Below are 16,986 nucleotides of genomic sequence, written 5' to 3' on the forward strand. Positions count from 1 at the left end.
GAATTTTAAAAAATATAAAAATATGGAATTTCCGAAATTTCTTTTAGGTGATAACACCGATTTTCCCGATGCTATTTTCGTTGTACATACTGAATACCCTCGATTTATAATCAATTTGCAAAATGATGACGTAGAGTGGTTGGAAGATTTTGATCAAAGTGATGAGAAAGAACTGGCTACTCTGGCTGAAGATCTCATAACTCAGGCAAATGAGTTCTACGATAGAGAAGTTTCGCGCTACGACGATTAAGCATTATGTTGGATAAAATATTAGCATACGATACCGAACTATTCCTTTATCTCAATAATCTGGGAAATTCTACCTGGGATCCGTTTTGGTTATTAATAACTGATAAATGGACAGCTATACCTCTATATGCTTTTCTTTTATTCCTGATTTTTAAACGCTTCGGCGTTAAAGGAACTTTGGTAACTATAGTTCTTATAGCTTTACTCATCACGGCAACAGATCAGCTGGCTAATGTTTTTAAGCATGGTTTTGAAAGACCAAGACCGTGTCGGGCAGAAGGGGTAATGGAATTTGCCAGATATATTGCCGAGCGTTGTGGTCGCTTTGGGTTCTATTCTGCTCACGCCTCAAACTCTACCGCATTGGCCCTATTTATAGGTTTGATGCTTAAAAAGGTGTATCCTAAACTTCTTTGGTTTCTATTAATATGGGCCTTGGTGGTCTCTTACAGTAGAATATATGTTGGAGTACATTATCCATTAGATGTTCTAACGGGAATGACTATGGGAGCGATTATAGGATATTTAATATCCTTATTACACCCCGTTTTAATGAAGAAATTTAAAGTGCCTTTTTAGTTGCAATGTAAAGATCTCTGGTCAATCTTGAATTTGAATCCTTTGCGTTATTCGGATTGAGATCATAATGAGCAACATATTCTAATTTATAATCTTTAAAGAATTCCTTCCAATGCGCTAAGCTTTCTTCTTGAAGTAAAACTCCGAATTTATCTTCTTTCAAAGAGGTGAGATCTTGAGCTGTTTCAAGAAAGGGGATAGGTTCGCCATATGCCCACACCAGTTCGGGTAATACTCCTATCGCCTCATAAATTTGTATTTCATTTTGGGTAGAAAATGATTTTAGTTCATTAATATTTGGTTGATTTCTACTGGGATGAATCAATTTTAACAAAGGGAAACCCAGAGAAATAATAATCAGGATCATTCCCACTTGTAGCATAAAGAGTTGCTTTATCTTCTTTCTGAATAAATAATACGCAAAGCATGATCCTAAAATTATCAGCGCACTGCTAAATATGATATAAGTAACGGGCATTTCCCAAACAACTTCTCCTAATCCTATATATAAACCAATTGGTGTTGCAAAAGCAACTATCGTAAGAATGACGAAGTTTAGATAAACCGGTACAGCTTCAAGTTTAGAGAATTTATGTTGAAATGCTTTTATTACATATTCTACATAAAAAGCTGTTGTCATTGCTAAGGGAACTAAAACAGGAAGCAGGTATCGACTCTTTTTTTCCGGAATTATAGATAATAAGAATAGGGATATAAGAGTCCATAAAAGATAAAACTGGTAGACTTTCAAATTTGAAACTTTCGTCTTCAGGTACCAATAAAAAAGACTTATTAATGCAGGGATCGTCCATATTCCGCTTTGTGTGAAAAAGCTCCAGTAATACCAGAAAGGTCGGACATTATAATTAAACCACCTGCTGCTTTCCTGTGCGGCTATTTCTCTGAAAGCTTCAGCATCATAATAATGTACGAGTAGTGTCCACCAACTTCCACTTACAATTCCAATTAGAATGAAAAGAAGCAAGGCCTTCCATTTAACTTTTAGATCTTTTGGTTTATAAATAACGAGGTAGCTAATTAAAAATGGCAAGAATAAGGTATATAAGGAAACTGGACCTTTACTTAAAAGTGATGCTCCAAATAGGAGTCCGGCTATAAGAGCATTTTTATATATATGATGTTTAGAGTCTATCAGTTTCAGCAAAAAATAGCAGGATCCAAGCATAAAGCTGTGGGTAAAGATATCCCATTGCCCATCTCTCCCTGAAAAGAGAATGTAAAAGGAGGTAATAAGTATAAGGCTACCCATAAAAGCCAAACTCTTATTTAAATGTAATCTCAGCTGTACTTTGTAGAAAACAAACGACAGGAATATTGCTGTTAGTGCCGCAGGCAACCTATATGCAAAAACACTCTTGATGCCAAATACTGCGGCTGATATTGCAGAGAGCCAAGTGGGTAATGGGGGCTTCTCGTATCGCGGTAATTCATTTAAGGTGGTAAATATCCAGTTGTTGTAGGTGATCATTTCTCGGGCACTTACAAAATTTCGTGCCTCCATGATATTCACGAAAAGCGCATCAAGATTTACCTGAAAAATTAGAATACCCAGACCTACCAGTAAATAGATAGCGTTATTCTTATAATTAAGAAATCTAAAAAGAGAGTCTATCACTAGTAAAACAGTTTAAATGAATTTCAGTAGTTAAAAATAAAAAAAGAACTTAGGTTTAAAAATTGTCTTTTTTGGCCACCTGATAATTGATGTAGTTTCTTTTCATCCAAAGATATGCGAAGCAATCTAGAAAAGGCCCTACCAACCTATTCATTAAATGGAATTTTGCTTCCCCTGCAATTCTGGGATAATGTCTTACAGGAATTTGCACGATTTTTCCACCTTGTAGTAATATCATTGCGGGTAAAAATCGGTGTAGTCCTTTAAACATTGGAATGCGCTTGGCATAATCGGTCTTAATCACTTTAAGAGGGCAGCCGGTATCATCCATACCATCATGTGTGAAACTTCTTCTTATGCCGTTGGCAATAAGGGAAGATAGGTTTTTCTTAAAGGAATCTTTTCTATTGGTGCGCATTCCGGTAACCAGATCAAACTCGCCAATATGTTCCAGGAGTAGGTTAAAATCTTCGGGATCGGTTTGCAGGTCGGAATCTATATAGCCAACTAAAGGCGCTTTACAATAATCTATTCCTGCTTTAATAGCTGCACTTAAACCTCGGTTTCGATCGAAGGATATGAAATGAAAGGCTTCATTTCTTTGGCAAATATCTTCAACTAAAGTGAGGCTATTATCCTTAGAACCATCATTCACGAAAAGAACAGATGTTTTTATAGGTGCTTTCTGAATGTAACTTGCTAATTTTTCTTCAACCCGAATCAGGTTTTCTGCTTCATTATATAGCGGAACTATAATGGTAAATTCGTACTCCATGAGGTAGTTTAGTAGTGACTGCAAATGTATTAATTATTATAAATAAAAAATAATGAGCTTAGGCATAAGAAACTCGAAATATTTTCCAGAATCATCGTAATTTGCGACGCATAATATTTCCAGCTCTAAGGCTGTTTATATACTAATTAGTTCAATTGAAAAGAATGAAAGTTTTAATTACCGGTGCAGCGGGTTTTATTGGTTCACATACCGCAGAGAAGTTACATGACAATGGTTACGAGGTAACAGGAGTAGATAACTTTTCAGATTACTACGATGTTTCTCTTAAAAATCTTAATGCAACAGCCTTAGCTAAAAAAGGGATAAGCATTCATAAGCTTGATCTTAGAAATGCACTGGCATTAGAGGCGCTAGATCAGGATTTCGATTTTATTATACATTTTGCTGCGCAGCCCGGAATTTCTGCTACAAGTACATTTGAAGAGTATCTAACAAATAATGTTATAGCTACTCAAAATCTGTTAGAATTTGCACATAAGAATAGTGGGTTAAAACATTTTTTTAATATAGCAACTTCATCTATCTATGGATTGGAAGCTACATTTCCTGAAGATGTTGCTCCGCAGCCCGCCTCACATTATGGGGTGACAAAACTTGCAGCCGAGCAATTGGTGTTGGCTGAAGCTCGAACCAACAAACTAAAAGCTTCTTCTTTGAGATTATATTCTGTATACGGCCCAAGGGAACGCCCGGAAAAATTATATACAAAGCTTATTGCTTGCGCCTTTAAAAATGAAAGTTTCCCTTTGTTTGAAGGTAGCGAAAAACATTTGCGAAGTTTTACCTATGTGGGAGATATTGTAAATGGTATTCTTCAGGCTTTATTGGTACATGAAAAGTTAAACGGAGAGATAATCAACCTTGGAACCGAAGAGGAACATACCACACAGCAGGGGATAGATCTTGTTGAAGAACTACTCGATCAAAAAATAGCAATTGACGTAACTGAAAAACGGTCAGGAGATCAGTGGAGAACCTTGGCTAACATTGATAAAGCTAGACGACTATTAAATTATAACCCCAGCACAACATTAAAAGAGGGTTTAAAGCAGCAAATAGACTGGTATAAGGAAAATTTCTTATAAGCTATTATATTTTTCAATAAGGTATTCAGCTGCTGCAAAAGGGGTGATTTCATTATTATCTAGTGCCTTTAATTGCTCTTTTAAGGCGAGTTTAATTTCAGGGTGTTGGTAGAACTGGTTCTTTAAATGCTCGTTAATGGTTTGAAGCATCCAAAATTTATTCTGTTCGCTTCTGTTATGCTCGAAATGATTGTTTTTTTGTGTGAGGTTAAAATAATCTTTCAGTAAGTCCCATATCTCCTCAATACCAGTGTTATTTAGTGAGCTACAAAGTAGAACCTTTGGTTCCCAAGAACTCTTTTTTGGCGGGTATAGATGAAGCGCGCGTTTAAATTCTAATCGGGCATTTCTGGCTGCCTTCAAATTTTCGCCATCCGCTTTATTAATTATTATAGCATCGGCCATTTCAATGATACCTCGCTTAATTCCCTGTAATTCATCTCCGGCACCAGCCAGTTTCAATAATAGGAAAAAATCTGTCATGCTGTGTACTGTAGTCTCACTTTGCCCTACACCTACTGTTTCAATTAGAATTACATCAAAACCTGCGGCCTCACATAAAATGATGCTCTCCCTAGTTTTTTTTGCAACTCCTCCTAGTGAATCTCCCGACGGGGACGGGCGAATAAAAGCATTTTTCCTGGTGACTAACTTTTCCATTCTGGTTTTATCACCCAATATACTTCCTCGAGATACACTACTGGTGGGATCTACCGCAAGTACGGCAACCTTTTTACCAAGGTCTACCAAATAACTTCCAAAGGCTTCAATGAAAGTGCTTTTTCCAACTCCTGGAACACCTGTTATCCCTATTCTAATAGATTTGGATGCATATGGGAGGCATGTCTCCACTAACTTCTGAGCTTCTTTTTGATGGGTGGCCTGGTTGCTCTCTATTAAGGTGATCCCTAAACTCAGGGCTGTTTTATTACCTTCTAATAATTGTTTTGATAATTCTTCTCCTTTTAACTGCTGTCTTCTATAGGCTTTTATCTTATTGATGGAAACAGGGTTAATGTTAGGAGAAGCTGGGGTGCTTTCCGATTTATTTAATGCCGATTTTTCGGGTTGTTTAGACAAAACGCTTTTAATTTATGACAAATTTATGAATACATTTTTTGAAGCAGTATCCTTAAGGTGGTATCTTCAAATTTCTATAAAATTAATCAAAAATAAATAAGATGAAGACATTGTATAAAGCTAAAGTTACTACTACCGGAGGTCGTGAAGGACACCTGAAAAGTGATGATGGAATTTTAGATTTGAACCTTAGTATGCCAAAAAGTATGGGTGGAAAAGGTGAAAAATACACCAACCCGGAACAGTTATTTGCAGCCGGGTATTCAGCTTGTTATGGAAGTGCTCTGCAATTAATTGCTAAAAAACACAAAGTAGACATTGGCGATTTTAATGTGACTGCTACTGTGAAATTGGGAACAACAGACGATGGAGATCTGCAGCTTTCTGTTATCCTAGATTCATATCTACCGGGAGTAGATGTGGAAACCGGAGAAAAATTAGTGAACGAGGCACATGAAATTTGCCCTTATTCCAGAGCAACAAGAGACAATATTGATGTTACTCTAAATTTAATGTTAGACGAAGAATAAATTTGGTTGATAATAATTGTTAGTTAGTAGGTGAAAGGAGTGTTTTAGACACTTCTTTCATCATTTTTATGGGAAGGCTAACCTTAGTCCTGTCCCAGGCTATATTTAAAAAAACAAAGTCATTTCGCTCTTCAAAATAAATGCTGAATTGCTCTAATTCTTCATTTAAAATCTTCACAGGTACTTCTAATACCAAAACATCAAACTCCGCTTCTCTATAAGCTTTTTTCTCCATATCAATTCCCCAGGGATACATTTTTGAGTTGAAAATAACTTTCCAGGATTCTTCCATAGGGACAGTCCATAAAGTATATTTTCCGGCTTTCAGCAAAGAACCATCCACCATAATGTCATAATTTGTAGTAAAGGTAGTGGCTTCATTAGCCCCGGTTCTCCATACTTCATTATAGGGGACTAAATCTCCAAAAATTCTTCTTCCTTTTTTAGACGGTCGGTTATAAAAAACTTCCATTTTGAGCTCTTCACCTTCATAGAAACTTATATCCTCCGGGCTGTGGGCTTTAGTGGCATAGCGTACCAGAAATATAATAACCAGAATTACAAGCAGGATAAGCCCGGCAATTTTCAGAAGTGTTTTATTTGAAGCTCTCATTTGTAATTAGGTATGTGTTCAGAATTCTAAAATTATGTCAAAGGATTTTAATGGATACAGCAATTTGTGGGTATTTTGATAGTAATCTCTTAAAAAACTTAATTTTATAGAAAATAATGAAAATTTTTGCAACACACCGTTTTTTATGACGTCTTTTAAATAACCAGCTAACTAAAACCAATTTTGTCAGTACATCAACTCATAATAGATTGTCGTGCCAATAATAGGAAAGCACAACTTCAACTTTATAATAATTATTGTGAAGGAATGTTTATAGTGGCAAATAGATTTTTAAAAGATTCTTATGAAGCCGAAGATGCAATGCAGGAGGGTTTTATAAATGCCTTTTCGAAGTTACATCAATTCCAGGGAGAAGTAACTTTTGGAGCCTGGTTGAAGCGAATTGTGATAAATAAATGTCTCGATAAGCTGAAAGCTAAAAAGTTAGAATTTGTGGCTTTAAATGAGCAGATACTTACTAAAGTTGAAGAGGAAGACACTGGAGGTTGGCATGTAGATGAAGGTATTGGGATCGCTGAAATAAAAGGAACGATTGAAAAGCTTCCTGAAAAATACAAATATCCTATAATGCTGTTTTTAATTGAAGGATATGATCATGAAGAAATTTCAGAAATATTAAATATTACACAAGTGGCGTCCCGCACGTTGATACATCGTGGGAAAAAGAAATTATTAGAAGCATTAAAAGTATTAAAAAATGGCACGGGATATTAGAGATATGTTCAGGGAAGACGAGGCGTCATTTTCTCCTCGATTGAAAAAGGGGCATGAAAAGCGCTTTTTAGATAAATTAGATAATAGGAAAGAAGGAACCGTTTTCCTAAAAGATAGAGGAAATAGCTATTTGCTCTTGAAGATTGCCGCTGTTATTGTGGTAGCAGTGGGGATAGGTTTGTTCTTTTTTATGCAACCGGCTATAACAGCTGAACCTTCTGTAGTGGACGCTTCATCAAAAGAAAATGTAGAAAAAGAGACAACTTCTGAAGAAGAATTTCAATTAAGAGATGTTTCTCCTGAATTCAGAAAAATAGAGAATTATTATCTGGCAAACATCAATGTAGAATTGGCGAAACTGGACATTACCAAAGATAATAAGTTACTAATAGATTCTTTTATGGAAGAATTATCAGCTCTAGATAAGGAATATAAAAAATTAAATATTGAAGTAAAGGAGGTTGGGCTTAACGAGCAAACCATAGAGGCTATGGTAGCAAATTTACAGTTAAGAATGGAACTGCTTTATAAATTGAAAAACAAACTTAAAGAAATAAAACAATCTAATAATTCATCACATGAGAACCTTCAAGCTTAATACAATCCTGTTATTGTTGTTGCTGTGCTCAACAGCCCTCTTTTCACAAACCAAAAAATTGGATAAAACCTATAAGGTTAATAGCGATGCAAAAGTAAATATTGATACAAAGTACACTAATGTTATTATTGAAACCTGGAATAAAAATGAAGTGCATATAGAGGCATTCATAGAAGATGCTGCTACTAATGAAGTTTCTAAGAAAGAACAATTGGAGAATTGGAAACTTCAAACTAATGCTGCCAACGGAGATATTTCTATTATATCGGGTGGAGGAACTCCAATTCAACAACAATTTGATATGTCTTCTATGCAGGAGAGTATGGGAAAGATGCAAGAGATGCTTGGTCCCCTTATGAATAATCTGGTTACGCCTTTAGTAGAAAATATTTCTAAAAATCCGTTGCCGCCAGAATTTTATGCTAAAATAGGAGAGCTTGATTTTGATTATGAAGCATATCAAAAAGACGGCGATAAATACATGGAAAAATTCGAAAAGAAAATAGAGAAGAGTTTTGGGAAGGATTTCGAGAAATCTATGGAGAAATGGGCTGAACAGTTCGAGAAGAACTCAGAAGTTTGGGAAAAGGATTTTGAAGTAAAAATGGAAGCCTGGGGTGAAGACTTTGGAGCCAGTATGGAAAAATGGGCAGAGAATTTTGAAATGGAAATGGAAGAATGGGGAACGAAGATGGATGAAAAAATGAAATCAAAATATAAGGATAAGGATAAATCGGTAAAAACGAAGGTGATAAAATTTGAGAGTTCAGGCAAGGCTAATCGAAGTCTCAAAATTAAAGTTCCGGTAAATGCCAAACTTAATTTAAATGTTAGGTATGGAGAGGTGAAATTAAATCAAAAAGTGAGTAATATAAAAGCAAATTTAACACATAGTAAGTTAACAGCTAAAACTATAGATGGAGAGAAAACCGATATAAGTATTGCTTATACGCCTATTAAAATAGACCAATGGAATTATGGTGTGCTAAAGGCTAGTTATGTAGAGGATTGTGTGATAAATAAAGTTAAAAGCATAAAACTTATTTCTAATTCCAGTGACGTGGAAATATCAGAAATTCAGGAAACAGGAATCCTTTCGGGGACTTTCGGGGCACTAAACATTGGGACTCTGGCTACAAATTTCAAAACGCTGGATATTAATTTGGAAAATAGTGACCTGCGCTTATCTCTGCCTCAAACAGCCTTAAATTTTAATTATAATGGTACTCAAAGTACGATTCAGTATCCACAGGCCGCTACGGTAAAATCAACAAAGTCATACGATAATGAATTGCTTACTGGATATTACAAAACCAGGAATGAAAATGGTAGCATTTTCATAAAGGCAAGTTTTAGCGATATTGTGGTAAAATAGATTATTTTTGGCCAAAATTATCGCTATGGCTACCACGAAATTTGCTGATTTTATTGAAGCGTGTACAACTAGGTTCACTCCTGTTATTGATGTAAAATTCAAGAAGCAGGATTTCGTGCATATAGACCTTTCTGAAACCAATAAAGAGGTTCGAGAAATGGAAATTCCTTCTGCTTCTCTCGTTAAAAAGTTTATTGAAGGTTACGTGACCCAAGCCCGTGCGAAAATTGCATATGGCGGTTATAATGAAAAGAGAAATCTTTATAGAAGAAGTGTAATTTTTAATAACAATGAAGAAGCATCCCAAAGGGACATTCATATAGGTCTGGATATTTGGTGCAATGCAGGCACTTCGGTACTTGCCGCTCTAGATGGTACTGTGCATAGTTTTCAGGATAATGAGGGGTTTGGAAATTATGGTCCCACCATTATTTTGGAACATAATATAGATGAAAGAACCTTTTATACTTTATATGGGCATTTAAGTAAACAGTCTATAGCCAATCTCAGTTTTGGGCAGATCGTGGAAGCAGGAGATAAGATTGGTACATTGGGTTCGCCCAAAGTAAATGGCGATTATGCTCCGCATTTACATTTTCAGATAATGGAAGATCTTCAGGGGAATTCTGGGGACTATCCCGGAGTGGCTGCGAAGGCCGATCTTGAGTATTATTTGAATAACTGCCCTGACCCTAATCTTCTATTGAAAATTTAATAGGTGCAAGGGCAGTCTTATAGTTATATTTTTTTCGATTTTACGAAGAACGCCACAATTGCGGAAGTTACTACGCCCATTGCTAGAGCTCCAAAAATAGCCTGTATCACATATGATTTCAAATTAAAATAGGCCTCCGCCTGTTCTTGTGACATGGTACTATTGTCTACGCTATACGCAATCATGTTATTGAAATATTCAGGAGAAATGTAAGTAGCTGTTACATATTGGGAAATTGGAGCAAATAAAGCAACAATGGCGGTTATTACTACACCAGAAATAAATCCCTGCTGCCAGGTCATGCGGCCGTCATAAAAATTCTTCTTTTTATCCTTTAATGCCAATACATAAATAAGGATGGCTACAAAAGCGAACAAGTTGGTATACCATGCATGATCAGCTATTAGCGCATCATGCCATCCCATGCTTTTTTCAAACAGCATCCATAGAAGTCCCGCTAATACAAACAGTAAACCCCATTTAATTTCAATTTTAAAGTTTTTCATATTTAGTCTGGTTTAGTTGGTCTAAAATATAAAAATCTTCTTTAGAAATAAGTTTTAAATAAAAATCCCGGCTAATTGCCGGGATTAAAAATATGTGATGTTGTAAATACTATTCTTCAGTACCGGTTAGCACCCAGTCTCCTTTTTCAATAAGAGGAATGGCTTGCTTATACTTCATAGATTTGCTTTCACCTGTCATTACATTCTTTAATGTAACTCTGTCATTTCTATTTATTTTGGCATGTTCTCTAACTATGGTCTCTGTTACGGCAGGTCTTTGTTGAGCGCTTTGACCCGCTGCACGACTTTGAGCTGCACGTTCATCCAAATTAGGAATTTCTTCTTTAGAAGTCTCTAAATTCTCTTTTTTCCTTACCTGGCGAGCTTCGTGTATGTTAGAGGTGTTACCTTCAGGGATTTCACCTTTAAATAAGAAAGAGATCACATCTTTATTTACATTTTCAAGCATTGCTTTAAACAACTCAAAAGCTTCAAACTTGTAGATAAGTAAAGGATCTTTCTGCTCGTGAACTGCCAACTGAACACTTTGCTTTAACTCATCCATTTTACGCAAATGCGTTTTCCAGGATTCATCAATAATTGCTAAAGTGATGTTCTTCTCAAAATCCTTAGTTAATTGCTTCCCTTCGCTTTCGTAGGCTTTTTGAAGATTTGTAACAACTTGAATACTCTTAGTTCCATCGGTAAAGGGAACAGAGATGCGTTCAAAGTTATTTGCTGGATCTTCATAAACCTGCTTAATTATTGGAAATGCGGTTAACGAGGTACGCTCGATTTTGTTATGATAATGCTCGTAAGCAGCTTTGTACACAATACCTGCAATTTTCTGGGCATCCATCTTTCCAAATTCTTCTTCGGAAATAGGAGAACTCATAGAGAAATATCGAATGAGTTCGAACTCAAAATTCTTATAGTCGGATGCGGCTTTATTTCCTTCTGTAATCACTTCTGAAGTATCGAAGATCATATTGGCGATATCCACTTTCAATCTGTCACCAAAAAGTGCATGGTAACGACGTTTGTAAATTACCTCTCTTTGAGCGTTCATTACATCATCATATTCCAATAGACGCTTACGAACTCCAAAATTGTTCTCTTCTACTTTTTTCTGAGCACGCTCAATAGATTTTGAGATCATGGAATGCTGAATCACTTCACCTTCTTCCAAGCCCATTCTATCCATCAATTTTGCAATACGTTCAGATCCAAATAAACGCATTAGGTTGTCTTCCAGAGATACATAGAACTGTGAACTTCCCGGATCTCCCTGACGACCAGCACGACCACGTAACTGCCTGTCTACACGACGTGAATCATGACGCTCCGTACCAATAATGGCCAAACCACCAGCTTCTTTTACTTCTTTACTCAGTTTAATATCGGTTCCACGACCTGCCATGTTTGTTGCGATCGTAACAATCCCGGCATTACCGGCTTCGGCAACAATGTCAGCCTCTTTTTTGTGAAGCTTCGCATTTAATACGTTGTGAGGTACGTTTCTTAACTTCAACATTCTACTCAGTAATTCTGAGATCTCGACAGAAGTTGTACCTATAAGTACAGGTCGCCCTTCTTGTGAAAGTTTAGTTACCTCATCAATAACCGCATTAAATTTTTCACGTTTGGTTTTATAAACAAGATCTTCTCTGTCGTGTCTGGCAATTGGGCGGTTAGTAGGAATTTCTACCACATCTAATTTATAGATCTCCCATAATTCTCCTGCTTCTGTAACCGCTGTACCTGTCATACCTGAAAGCTTGCGGTACATTCTAAAGTAATTTTGAAGGGTAACCGTGGCAAAGGTTTGTGTAGCATCTTCGATCTTCACATTTTCCTTAGCTTCAATTGCCTGATGAAGTCCGTCGCTGTAACGACGTCCGTCCATAATACGTCCGGTTTGTTCGTCAACAATTTTAACTTTATTCTCCATTACCACATATTCCGTATCTTTTTCAAATAAGGTATATGCTTTTAGTAACTGGCGCATGGTGTGAATACGCTCACTTTTTACGCTATATTCTCTAAATAAATCTTCTTTTTTCTCGGCTTCTTCTTCTTTGGAAAGACCTTCATTCTCGATCTTGGCAATCTCCATTCCAATTTCCGGCATTACAAAGAAATCGGGGTCATCTTTTCCAGAAAGGAATTCAATCCCTTTATCGGTAAGATCTATTTGATTGTTCTTTTCTTCAATAACAAAGTATAATTCCTCATCAACCTTTGGCATCTCACGATTGTTATCTGCCATGTATTGATTTTCGGTCTTTTGAAGTAATTGCTTTATTCCTTCTTCACTTAAATATTTGATAAGTGCCTTGTTTTTAGGTAATCCACGATGAACACGTAGTAATTGCAACCCACCTTCTTTTGTATCTCCTGCGGCTATCAATTTCTTAGCTTCTGCTAATACCTTATTAAGGTGCTGCCTTTGAATATCTACAATGTTGGAAATAGCAGGTTTTAACACCTCAAATTCATGAATGTCTCCTTTTGGAATTGGACCTGAGATAATTAACGGAGTTCTGGCATCATCCACTAAAACAGAATCTACCTCATCAACAATGGCATAGTTATGAGGACGTTGAACTAGATCATCTGGAGAATGAGACATATTGTCTCTTAAATAATCGAAACCAAATTCGTTATTGGTTCCATAAGTAATATCAGCGTTATAAGCTTTACGTCGGGCTGCCGAATTTGGACGGTGGTAATCTATACAATCTACACTTAAGCCGTGAAATTGAAAGATAGGAGCCATCCAGGCGCTATCACGCTTAGCTAAATAATCGTTCACCGTAACTAAGTGAACTCCATTTCCGGTTAATGCATTTAAATAAACAGGAAGCGTTGCAACTAAGGTTTTACCCTCTCCGGTTTGCATCTCTGCAATTTTACCCTGGTGCATGGCAACACCACCTATAAGCTGAACATCGTAATGAATCATGTCCCAAACAATCGGTTTTCCGGCAGCATCCCAGGAGTTGCTCCAAATAGCATAATCATCTTCAAGTTCTACATAGGCTTTTTCGGCAGAGAGCTCTCTGTCAAAAGCAGTAGCTTTTACTTTAAGTTTCGGGTTGTTTACAAAACGTTTTGCGGTTTCCTTTACAGTAGCAAAGGCTTCGGGAAGTATTTCATTTAAAACATCTTCTGTAATACCGTAAATATTATCCTTAAGGGTGTCTATCTCAGCATAGATATCTTCATTTCGAGTGATATCATCGGAAGCATCTGCCTCTTTATTTAACTCTTCAATCTTCGTTCGGAGTTCAGCCGTAGCATCGGCGATCTTCTTTTTAAAAGAGTGGGTCTTTCCTCTAAGATCATCAATAGTTAAGGCTTCAAATTCTTTTTCAAATGCCTTTATCTTGTCTACAATAGGTTGTATTTCTTTGACGTCTTTTTTGGATTTATCGCCTACAAATACTTTCAATACAGAATCTAAAAAACTCATAGTTTTTTGTGGTTTATTATGTTTCAAATGTACGCAAAAAAAAAGCCTCAAGATTGAGACTTTTTACTATTTACGTGTTATGTTTTTCTAATATTCATCCTCATTCCAAAGATAATCTTCGTCGGTAGGATAATCGGGCCAAATTTCTTCGATAGAATCATATGAATCTCCTTCATCTTCAATAGACTGAAGGTTTTCCACTACTTCAAGTGGGGCACCTGTTCGAATAGCGTAGTCAATTAACTCATCTTTTGTTGCCGGCCAGGGAGCATCGCTTAAATAGGATGCTAGTTCTAAAGTCCAATACATTGATTAATCGGGTTTTATTTTTTGCAAAAATAATTTTTTTGTCGTAATGGGCAAGTAAAAAATCTATTATTTCATCAATAATTTTAAGAACATATGCTAATTTCCGGTTTCCTTTAAGAAATTTGAAAGAAACTGTGTGAATCTTACAGATAATTAATCCTCCTTTTTTGGAGTCCATTTTACTTCCTCAGCGTGTAAATCTTTGGACAATTTTCGTGCCAGCACAAATAAGTAATCCGACAACCTGTTTAGGTACATTAAAACCATATCGTCGAAAGCCTCTATTTCGTAAAGTGCTGTAGACATGCGTTCTGCCCTTCTACAAACACATCTTGCTATATGACAGAATGACACAGATTGGTGGCCCCCAGGAAGAATGAAATGCGTCATTTCCGGTAATTGTTCATTCATTTTATCCATCTCACGCTCCAAAAGTGAAATGTCTTCTTTAGAAATCTTGGGGATATTCAAGCGTTGTTTTCCACTCTTTAAAGTAGCCTTTTCAGGATCGGTAGCTAAAATGGCACCTATGGTAAATAAGCGGTCTTGAATGCCGTTTAAAATTTCTTTGGTTGGAGTATCGATATTTTGATCTTTTACTAAGCCAATATGAGCATTGAGCTCGTCTACAGTTCCGTAGCTTTCAATTCTAATATGATGCTTAGGAACACGTGTACCACCAAAAAGTGCAGTAGTACCTTTATCTCCTGTTTTTGTGTATATTTTCATAAGGCCCATTTTCAGAATCAAATGTACAAAAAGATAGAGAGGGGAAAGGAATTTGTAAGTGGGGAATATTTAATTGGTAAGGATTAAAAGCACAACTTAATTATATCTGCTTTGTCATGTTCTTTTTTTCTGATTTTTTCTTACGCTCCATATATCTAATTCGGAAATTCCTGTTTTTACGGGCTTTCCGATTACGTTTATTTCGGTTGGAACTCCAAAGGAAATAGATGATAACTAAGGTAATAATGCCTAAGTAGATCCAGGTTTCCTGGTCAAAATCGATCATTATAAAACGAATTTATTACAAGATAATAAAAAATAAGGCCACGCTCAAGCAGCTTGTTAAAGATTTTAGTAGGCTATTTTAGCTGGAATAAAAATAAAGTCTGTTTTATAAACTTGAATTGGTTACTGTTTTAGGAGCTTTTCGTTCATCACTTTCCACAATACCATCTCGTAATCTTATTATTCGGTGGGCGTGTTCTGCAATTTCTTCTTCGTGTGTTACCAGAATTACGGTATTTCCTGCAGCATGAATGTCATCAAATAAATTCATGATCTCCACCGATGTTTTAGAATCTAAGTTTCCTGTAGGTTCATCGGCAAGAATAATGGAAGGCTTATTTACCAAGGCACGTCCCACAGCAACTCTTTGTCTTTGTCCTCCGGAAAGTTGATTTGGTTTGTGGTCCATTCTATCGGCTAGTCCAACATTGGTAAGCACTTCTTCGGCTCTGGCAATACGTTCAGCTTTGGTAGCTCCGGCGTAGACCATGGGTAAAGCCACATTTTCTAAGGCGGTGGTTCTTGGAAGCAGGTTGAAAGTTTGAAATACAAAGCCAATCTCTTTATTTCTGATTTCAGCTAACTCATCATCTGTCATCTGACTTACATCTTTTCCATTCAAGATATATTGCCCGGAGGTTGGTGTGTCTAAACAGCCTAGCAAATTCATTAAAGTAGATTTTCCGGAACCGGAAGGCCCCATGAAGGCAACATATTCTCCACGCTCAATCTCGAGATCGATACCTCTTAATACTTTTATTATTTCCTGACCCAATGGAAAATCACGGGTGATATTGTGTATTTCTATAACCTTGCTCATAAGATAAACCGGTAATTTAATTCTAGAGGTAAGACGCTTACTTTTAAGGTTTGTTACAGTCGGAGTGCAAAATGCTCTTTTTCTTGTTCTTTTCTGAAAAATATAAGCCCCCAAAAAAAAGCATCAATACTAACCTTAACTTTAGGATTTAATTTAATCTCTTCCCAAGCTTCTTCCATCTCTTTAGACCAATGAATGTCATCAAAGATGAAAACACTATCGTTATGGGCTAGGGGAAGTAATTTATTAAAATAATGCAATGTGGGCTCTTTTTGATGATTTCCATCAAAATAGATGAGATCAAAAGTATTGTTTTGAGAAAGAGATTTTTCTTTAATAATTGCATCTATATTGCTTTCAAATTCGCCTACTTTCAGTCGAATATTACTTAGATCAAATTGCTTAAAACCTTCTTTAGCGGTTCTCGCTGTTTCAGGGCAACCTTCCAAACTTATTAATTGCACGGGGTTATTTGCAGCGATTGCAACAGAGGAAATTCCTACTGAAGTTCCTAATTCTAAAGCTGTTTGAAAATTGAAGTAGGAGGTTATTTTATTTAGAAGAACAGCTCTTTTTTTGCTAATGCCGGCATTTTTTGCAATTTGTGAAACTCTACGCAGAGGCGATTTAAAAACGCGACTTCCTGCGCCAAAATCAATAACAGAGATTGTTCTATTATCACTTAACATAAAATCTCTAAAGTCAAAAAGGAGGTTGTAATCCCTCTTTCTGTACTTCTTGTAAATGCATTTTGTTAAGAGGTTGTACACAAATGGAGAGTGAACACCATGTTGATTGGTAGACCTAAATAAAAATTTTATATAAGCTATTATTTGAAACACTTTCTGGTATACATTAAAAATTCACATAT

Annotated in this window: 19 protein-coding genes; 8 read left to right on the top strand and 11 right to left on the bottom strand. The window is 36.3% G+C overall.

The window, feature by feature from the left end; translation table 11 throughout:
- Positions 1–22 precede the first annotated feature (22 nt).
- Both L1I30_RS10460 and L1I30_RS10465 read left to right on the top strand, forming a co-directional pair.
- Positions 23–250 (top strand): DUF8828 family protein, encoded by a 228-nt coding sequence (locus L1I30_RS10460; RefSeq protein ID WP_236134238.1) that lies wholly within the window; start codon positions 23–25, stop codon positions 248–250.
- A 5-nt stretch (positions 251–255) separates the two neighbouring features.
- The gene (locus tag L1I30_RS10465) at positions 256–828 is read left to right on the top strand and encodes a phosphatase PAP2 family protein (protein ID WP_236134239.1); all 573 of its coding nucleotides are present in this window, start codon (positions 256–258) and stop codon (positions 826–828) included.
- Here the strand turns inward: L1I30_RS10465 and L1I30_RS10470 are convergent.
- Entirely contained in the window at positions 812–2,464 is a 1,653-nt protein-coding gene (locus L1I30_RS10470) for an ArnT family glycosyltransferase (protein WP_236134240.1), read from the bottom strand. The two genes, L1I30_RS10465 and L1I30_RS10470, sit on opposite strands and share 17 nt — an antisense overlap.
- Before the next feature lie 55 nt (positions 2,465–2,519).
- A complete protein-coding gene (locus L1I30_RS10475) occupies positions 2,520–3,239 on the bottom strand; it encodes a glycosyltransferase family 2 protein (protein ID WP_236134241.1) in 720 nt (239 codons plus the stop codon).
- A 164-nt stretch (positions 3,240–3,403) separates the two neighbouring features.
- Between L1I30_RS10475 and L1I30_RS10480 the strand changes: the two genes are divergently transcribed.
- Entirely contained in the window at positions 3,404–4,345 is a 942-nt protein-coding gene (locus L1I30_RS10480) for an NAD-dependent epimerase/dehydratase family protein (protein ID WP_236134242.1), read from the top strand.
- Here L1I30_RS10480 and meaB read toward each other — a convergent pair.
- Positions 4,340–5,425 (bottom strand): methylmalonyl Co-A mutase-associated GTPase MeaB, encoded by a 1,086-nt coding sequence (gene meaB, locus L1I30_RS10485; protein ID WP_236134243.1) that lies wholly within the window; start codon positions 5,423–5,425, stop codon positions 4,340–4,342. The two genes, L1I30_RS10480 and meaB, sit on opposite strands and share 6 nt — an antisense overlap.
- A 101-nt stretch (positions 5,426–5,526) precedes the next feature.
- On the opposite strand from meaB, the gene L1I30_RS10490 reads away from it, so the two are divergent.
- Positions 5,527–5,955: an organic hydroperoxide resistance protein gene (locus L1I30_RS10490; protein ID WP_236134244.1), complete on the top strand. Its 429-nt coding sequence runs from the start codon at positions 5,527–5,529 to the stop codon at positions 5,953–5,955.
- A gap of 19 nt (positions 5,956–5,974) precedes the next feature.
- Here L1I30_RS10490 and L1I30_RS10495 read toward each other — a convergent pair whose 3' ends face one another.
- On the bottom strand, positions 5,975–6,568 hold the full coding sequence (locus L1I30_RS10495) for a DUF2911 domain-containing protein (protein ID WP_236134245.1): 594 nt from the start codon (positions 6,566–6,568) through the stop codon (positions 5,975–5,977).
- Positions 6,569–6,751: 183 nt separating this feature from the next.
- Here L1I30_RS10495 and L1I30_RS10500 point away from each other — a divergent pair, with 183 nt between their 5' ends.
- Genes L1I30_RS10500 through L1I30_RS10515 form a run of 4 tightly spaced genes read left to right on the top strand, consistent with a single transcriptional unit; the run spans position 6,752 to position 9,991 of the window.
- The gene (locus L1I30_RS10500; protein WP_236134246.1) at positions 6,752–7,303 is read left to right on the top strand and encodes an RNA polymerase sigma factor; all 552 of its coding nucleotides are present in this window, start codon (positions 6,752–6,754) and stop codon (positions 7,301–7,303) included.
- The gene (locus L1I30_RS10505) at positions 7,287–7,901 is read left to right on the top strand and encodes a hypothetical protein (RefSeq protein ID WP_236134247.1); all 615 of its coding nucleotides are present in this window, start codon (positions 7,287–7,289) and stop codon (positions 7,899–7,901) included. The genes L1I30_RS10500 and L1I30_RS10505 overlap by 17 nt, the downstream gene beginning before the upstream one ends.
- On the top strand, positions 7,882–9,276 hold the full coding sequence (locus L1I30_RS10510; protein WP_236134248.1) for a hypothetical protein: 1,395 nt from the start codon (positions 7,882–7,884) through the stop codon (positions 9,274–9,276). The genes L1I30_RS10505 and L1I30_RS10510 overlap by 20 nt, the downstream gene beginning before the upstream one ends.
- A gap of 7 nt (positions 9,277–9,283) precedes the next feature.
- The gene (locus L1I30_RS10515; protein WP_236134249.1) at positions 9,284–9,991 is read left to right on the top strand and encodes a peptidoglycan DD-metalloendopeptidase family protein; all 708 of its coding nucleotides are present in this window, start codon (positions 9,284–9,286) and stop codon (positions 9,989–9,991) included.
- A gap of 23 nt (positions 9,992–10,014) precedes the next feature.
- Here the strand turns inward: L1I30_RS10515 and L1I30_RS10520 are convergent, their stop codons facing one another.
- The 7 genes from L1I30_RS10520 to L1I30_RS10550 form a co-directional block, all read right to left on the bottom strand.
- Positions 10,015–10,497: a DUF4199 domain-containing protein gene (locus L1I30_RS10520; protein ID WP_236134250.1), complete on the bottom strand. Its 483-nt coding sequence runs from the start codon at positions 10,495–10,497 to the stop codon at positions 10,015–10,017.
- 109 nt (positions 10,498–10,606) lie between these two features.
- On the bottom strand, positions 10,607–13,972 hold the full coding sequence (gene secA, locus L1I30_RS10525; RefSeq protein ID WP_236134251.1) for a preprotein translocase subunit SecA: 3,366 nt from the start codon (positions 13,970–13,972) through the stop codon (positions 10,607–10,609).
- A gap of 87 nt (positions 13,973–14,059) precedes the next feature.
- Positions 14,060–14,281 (bottom strand): DUF2795 domain-containing protein, encoded by a 222-nt coding sequence (locus tag L1I30_RS10530; RefSeq protein ID WP_006989959.1) that lies wholly within the window; start codon positions 14,279–14,281, stop codon positions 14,060–14,062.
- Between the two features lie 153 nt (positions 14,282–14,434).
- Positions 14,435–15,010: a cob(I)yrinic acid a,c-diamide adenosyltransferase gene (locus L1I30_RS10535; RefSeq protein WP_236134252.1), complete on the bottom strand. Its 576-nt coding sequence runs from the start codon at positions 15,008–15,010 to the stop codon at positions 14,435–14,437.
- Between the two features lie 100 nt (positions 15,011–15,110).
- On the bottom strand, positions 15,111–15,296 hold the full coding sequence (locus L1I30_RS10540) for a hypothetical protein (RefSeq protein WP_236134253.1): 186 nt from the start codon (positions 15,294–15,296) through the stop codon (positions 15,111–15,113).
- 105 nt (positions 15,297–15,401) lie between these two features.
- Complete coding sequence (locus L1I30_RS10545) at positions 15,402–16,115, bottom strand: ABC transporter ATP-binding protein (RefSeq protein WP_236134254.1); 714 nt, start codon at positions 16,113–16,115, stop codon at positions 15,402–15,404.
- Positions 16,116–16,168: 53 nt separating this feature from the next.
- Positions 16,169–16,885: an O-methyltransferase gene (locus tag L1I30_RS10550; protein ID WP_308444061.1), complete on the bottom strand. Its 717-nt coding sequence runs from the start codon at positions 16,883–16,885 to the stop codon at positions 16,169–16,171.
- Positions 16,886–16,986 lie beyond the last annotated feature (101 nt).

The sequence above is a fragment of the Gillisia lutea genome, assembly GCF_021568705.1.
GTDB lineage: Bacteria > Bacteroidota > Bacteroidia > Flavobacteriales > Flavobacteriaceae > Gillisia > Gillisia lutea.

Bases quoted from the DNA above. Each gene is read 5' to 3' on its own strand.
- L1I30_RS10465 (WP_236134239.1), top strand. From the start codon at position 256: ATGTTGGATAAAATATTAGCATACGATACCGAACTATTCCTTTATCTC.
- L1I30_RS10535 (WP_236134252.1), bottom strand. From the start codon at position 15,010: ATGAAAATATACACAAAAACAGGAGATAAAGGTACTACTGCACTTTTT.
- L1I30_RS10480 (WP_236134242.1), top strand. From the start codon at position 3,404: ATGAAAGTTTTAATTACCGGTGCAGCGGGTTTTATTGGTTCACATACC.
- L1I30_RS10530 (WP_006989959.1), bottom strand. From the start codon at position 14,281: ATGTATTGGACTTTAGAACTAGCATCCTATTTAAGCGATGCTCCCTGG.
- L1I30_RS10505 (WP_236134247.1), top strand. From the start codon at position 7,287: ATGGCACGGGATATTAGAGATATGTTCAGGGAAGACGAGGCGTCATTT.
- secA (WP_236134251.1), bottom strand. From the start codon at position 13,972: ATGAGTTTTTTAGATTCTGTATTGAAAGTATTTGTAGGCGATAAATCC.
- L1I30_RS10520 (WP_236134250.1), bottom strand. From the start codon at position 10,497: ATGAAAAACTTTAAAATTGAAATTAAATGGGGTTTACTGTTTGTATTA.
- L1I30_RS10460 (WP_236134238.1), top strand. From the start codon at position 23: ATGGAATTTCCGAAATTTCTTTTAGGTGATAACACCGATTTTCCCGAT.
- L1I30_RS10540 (WP_236134253.1), bottom strand. From the start codon at position 15,296: ATGATCGATTTTGACCAGGAAACCTGGATCTACTTAGGCATTATTACC.
- L1I30_RS10475 (WP_236134241.1), bottom strand. From the start codon at position 3,239: ATGGAGTACGAATTTACCATTATAGTTCCGCTATATAATGAAGCAGAA.
- L1I30_RS10490 (WP_236134244.1), top strand. From the start codon at position 5,527: ATGAAGACATTGTATAAAGCTAAAGTTACTACTACCGGAGGTCGTGAA.
- L1I30_RS10495 (WP_236134245.1), bottom strand. From the start codon at position 6,568: ATGAGAGCTTCAAATAAAACACTTCTGAAAATTGCCGGGCTTATCCTG.
- L1I30_RS10510 (WP_236134248.1), top strand. From the start codon at position 7,882: ATGAGAACCTTCAAGCTTAATACAATCCTGTTATTGTTGTTGCTGTGC.
- L1I30_RS10545 (WP_236134254.1), bottom strand. From the start codon at position 16,115: ATGAGCAAGGTTATAGAAATACACAATATCACCCGTGATTTTCCATTG.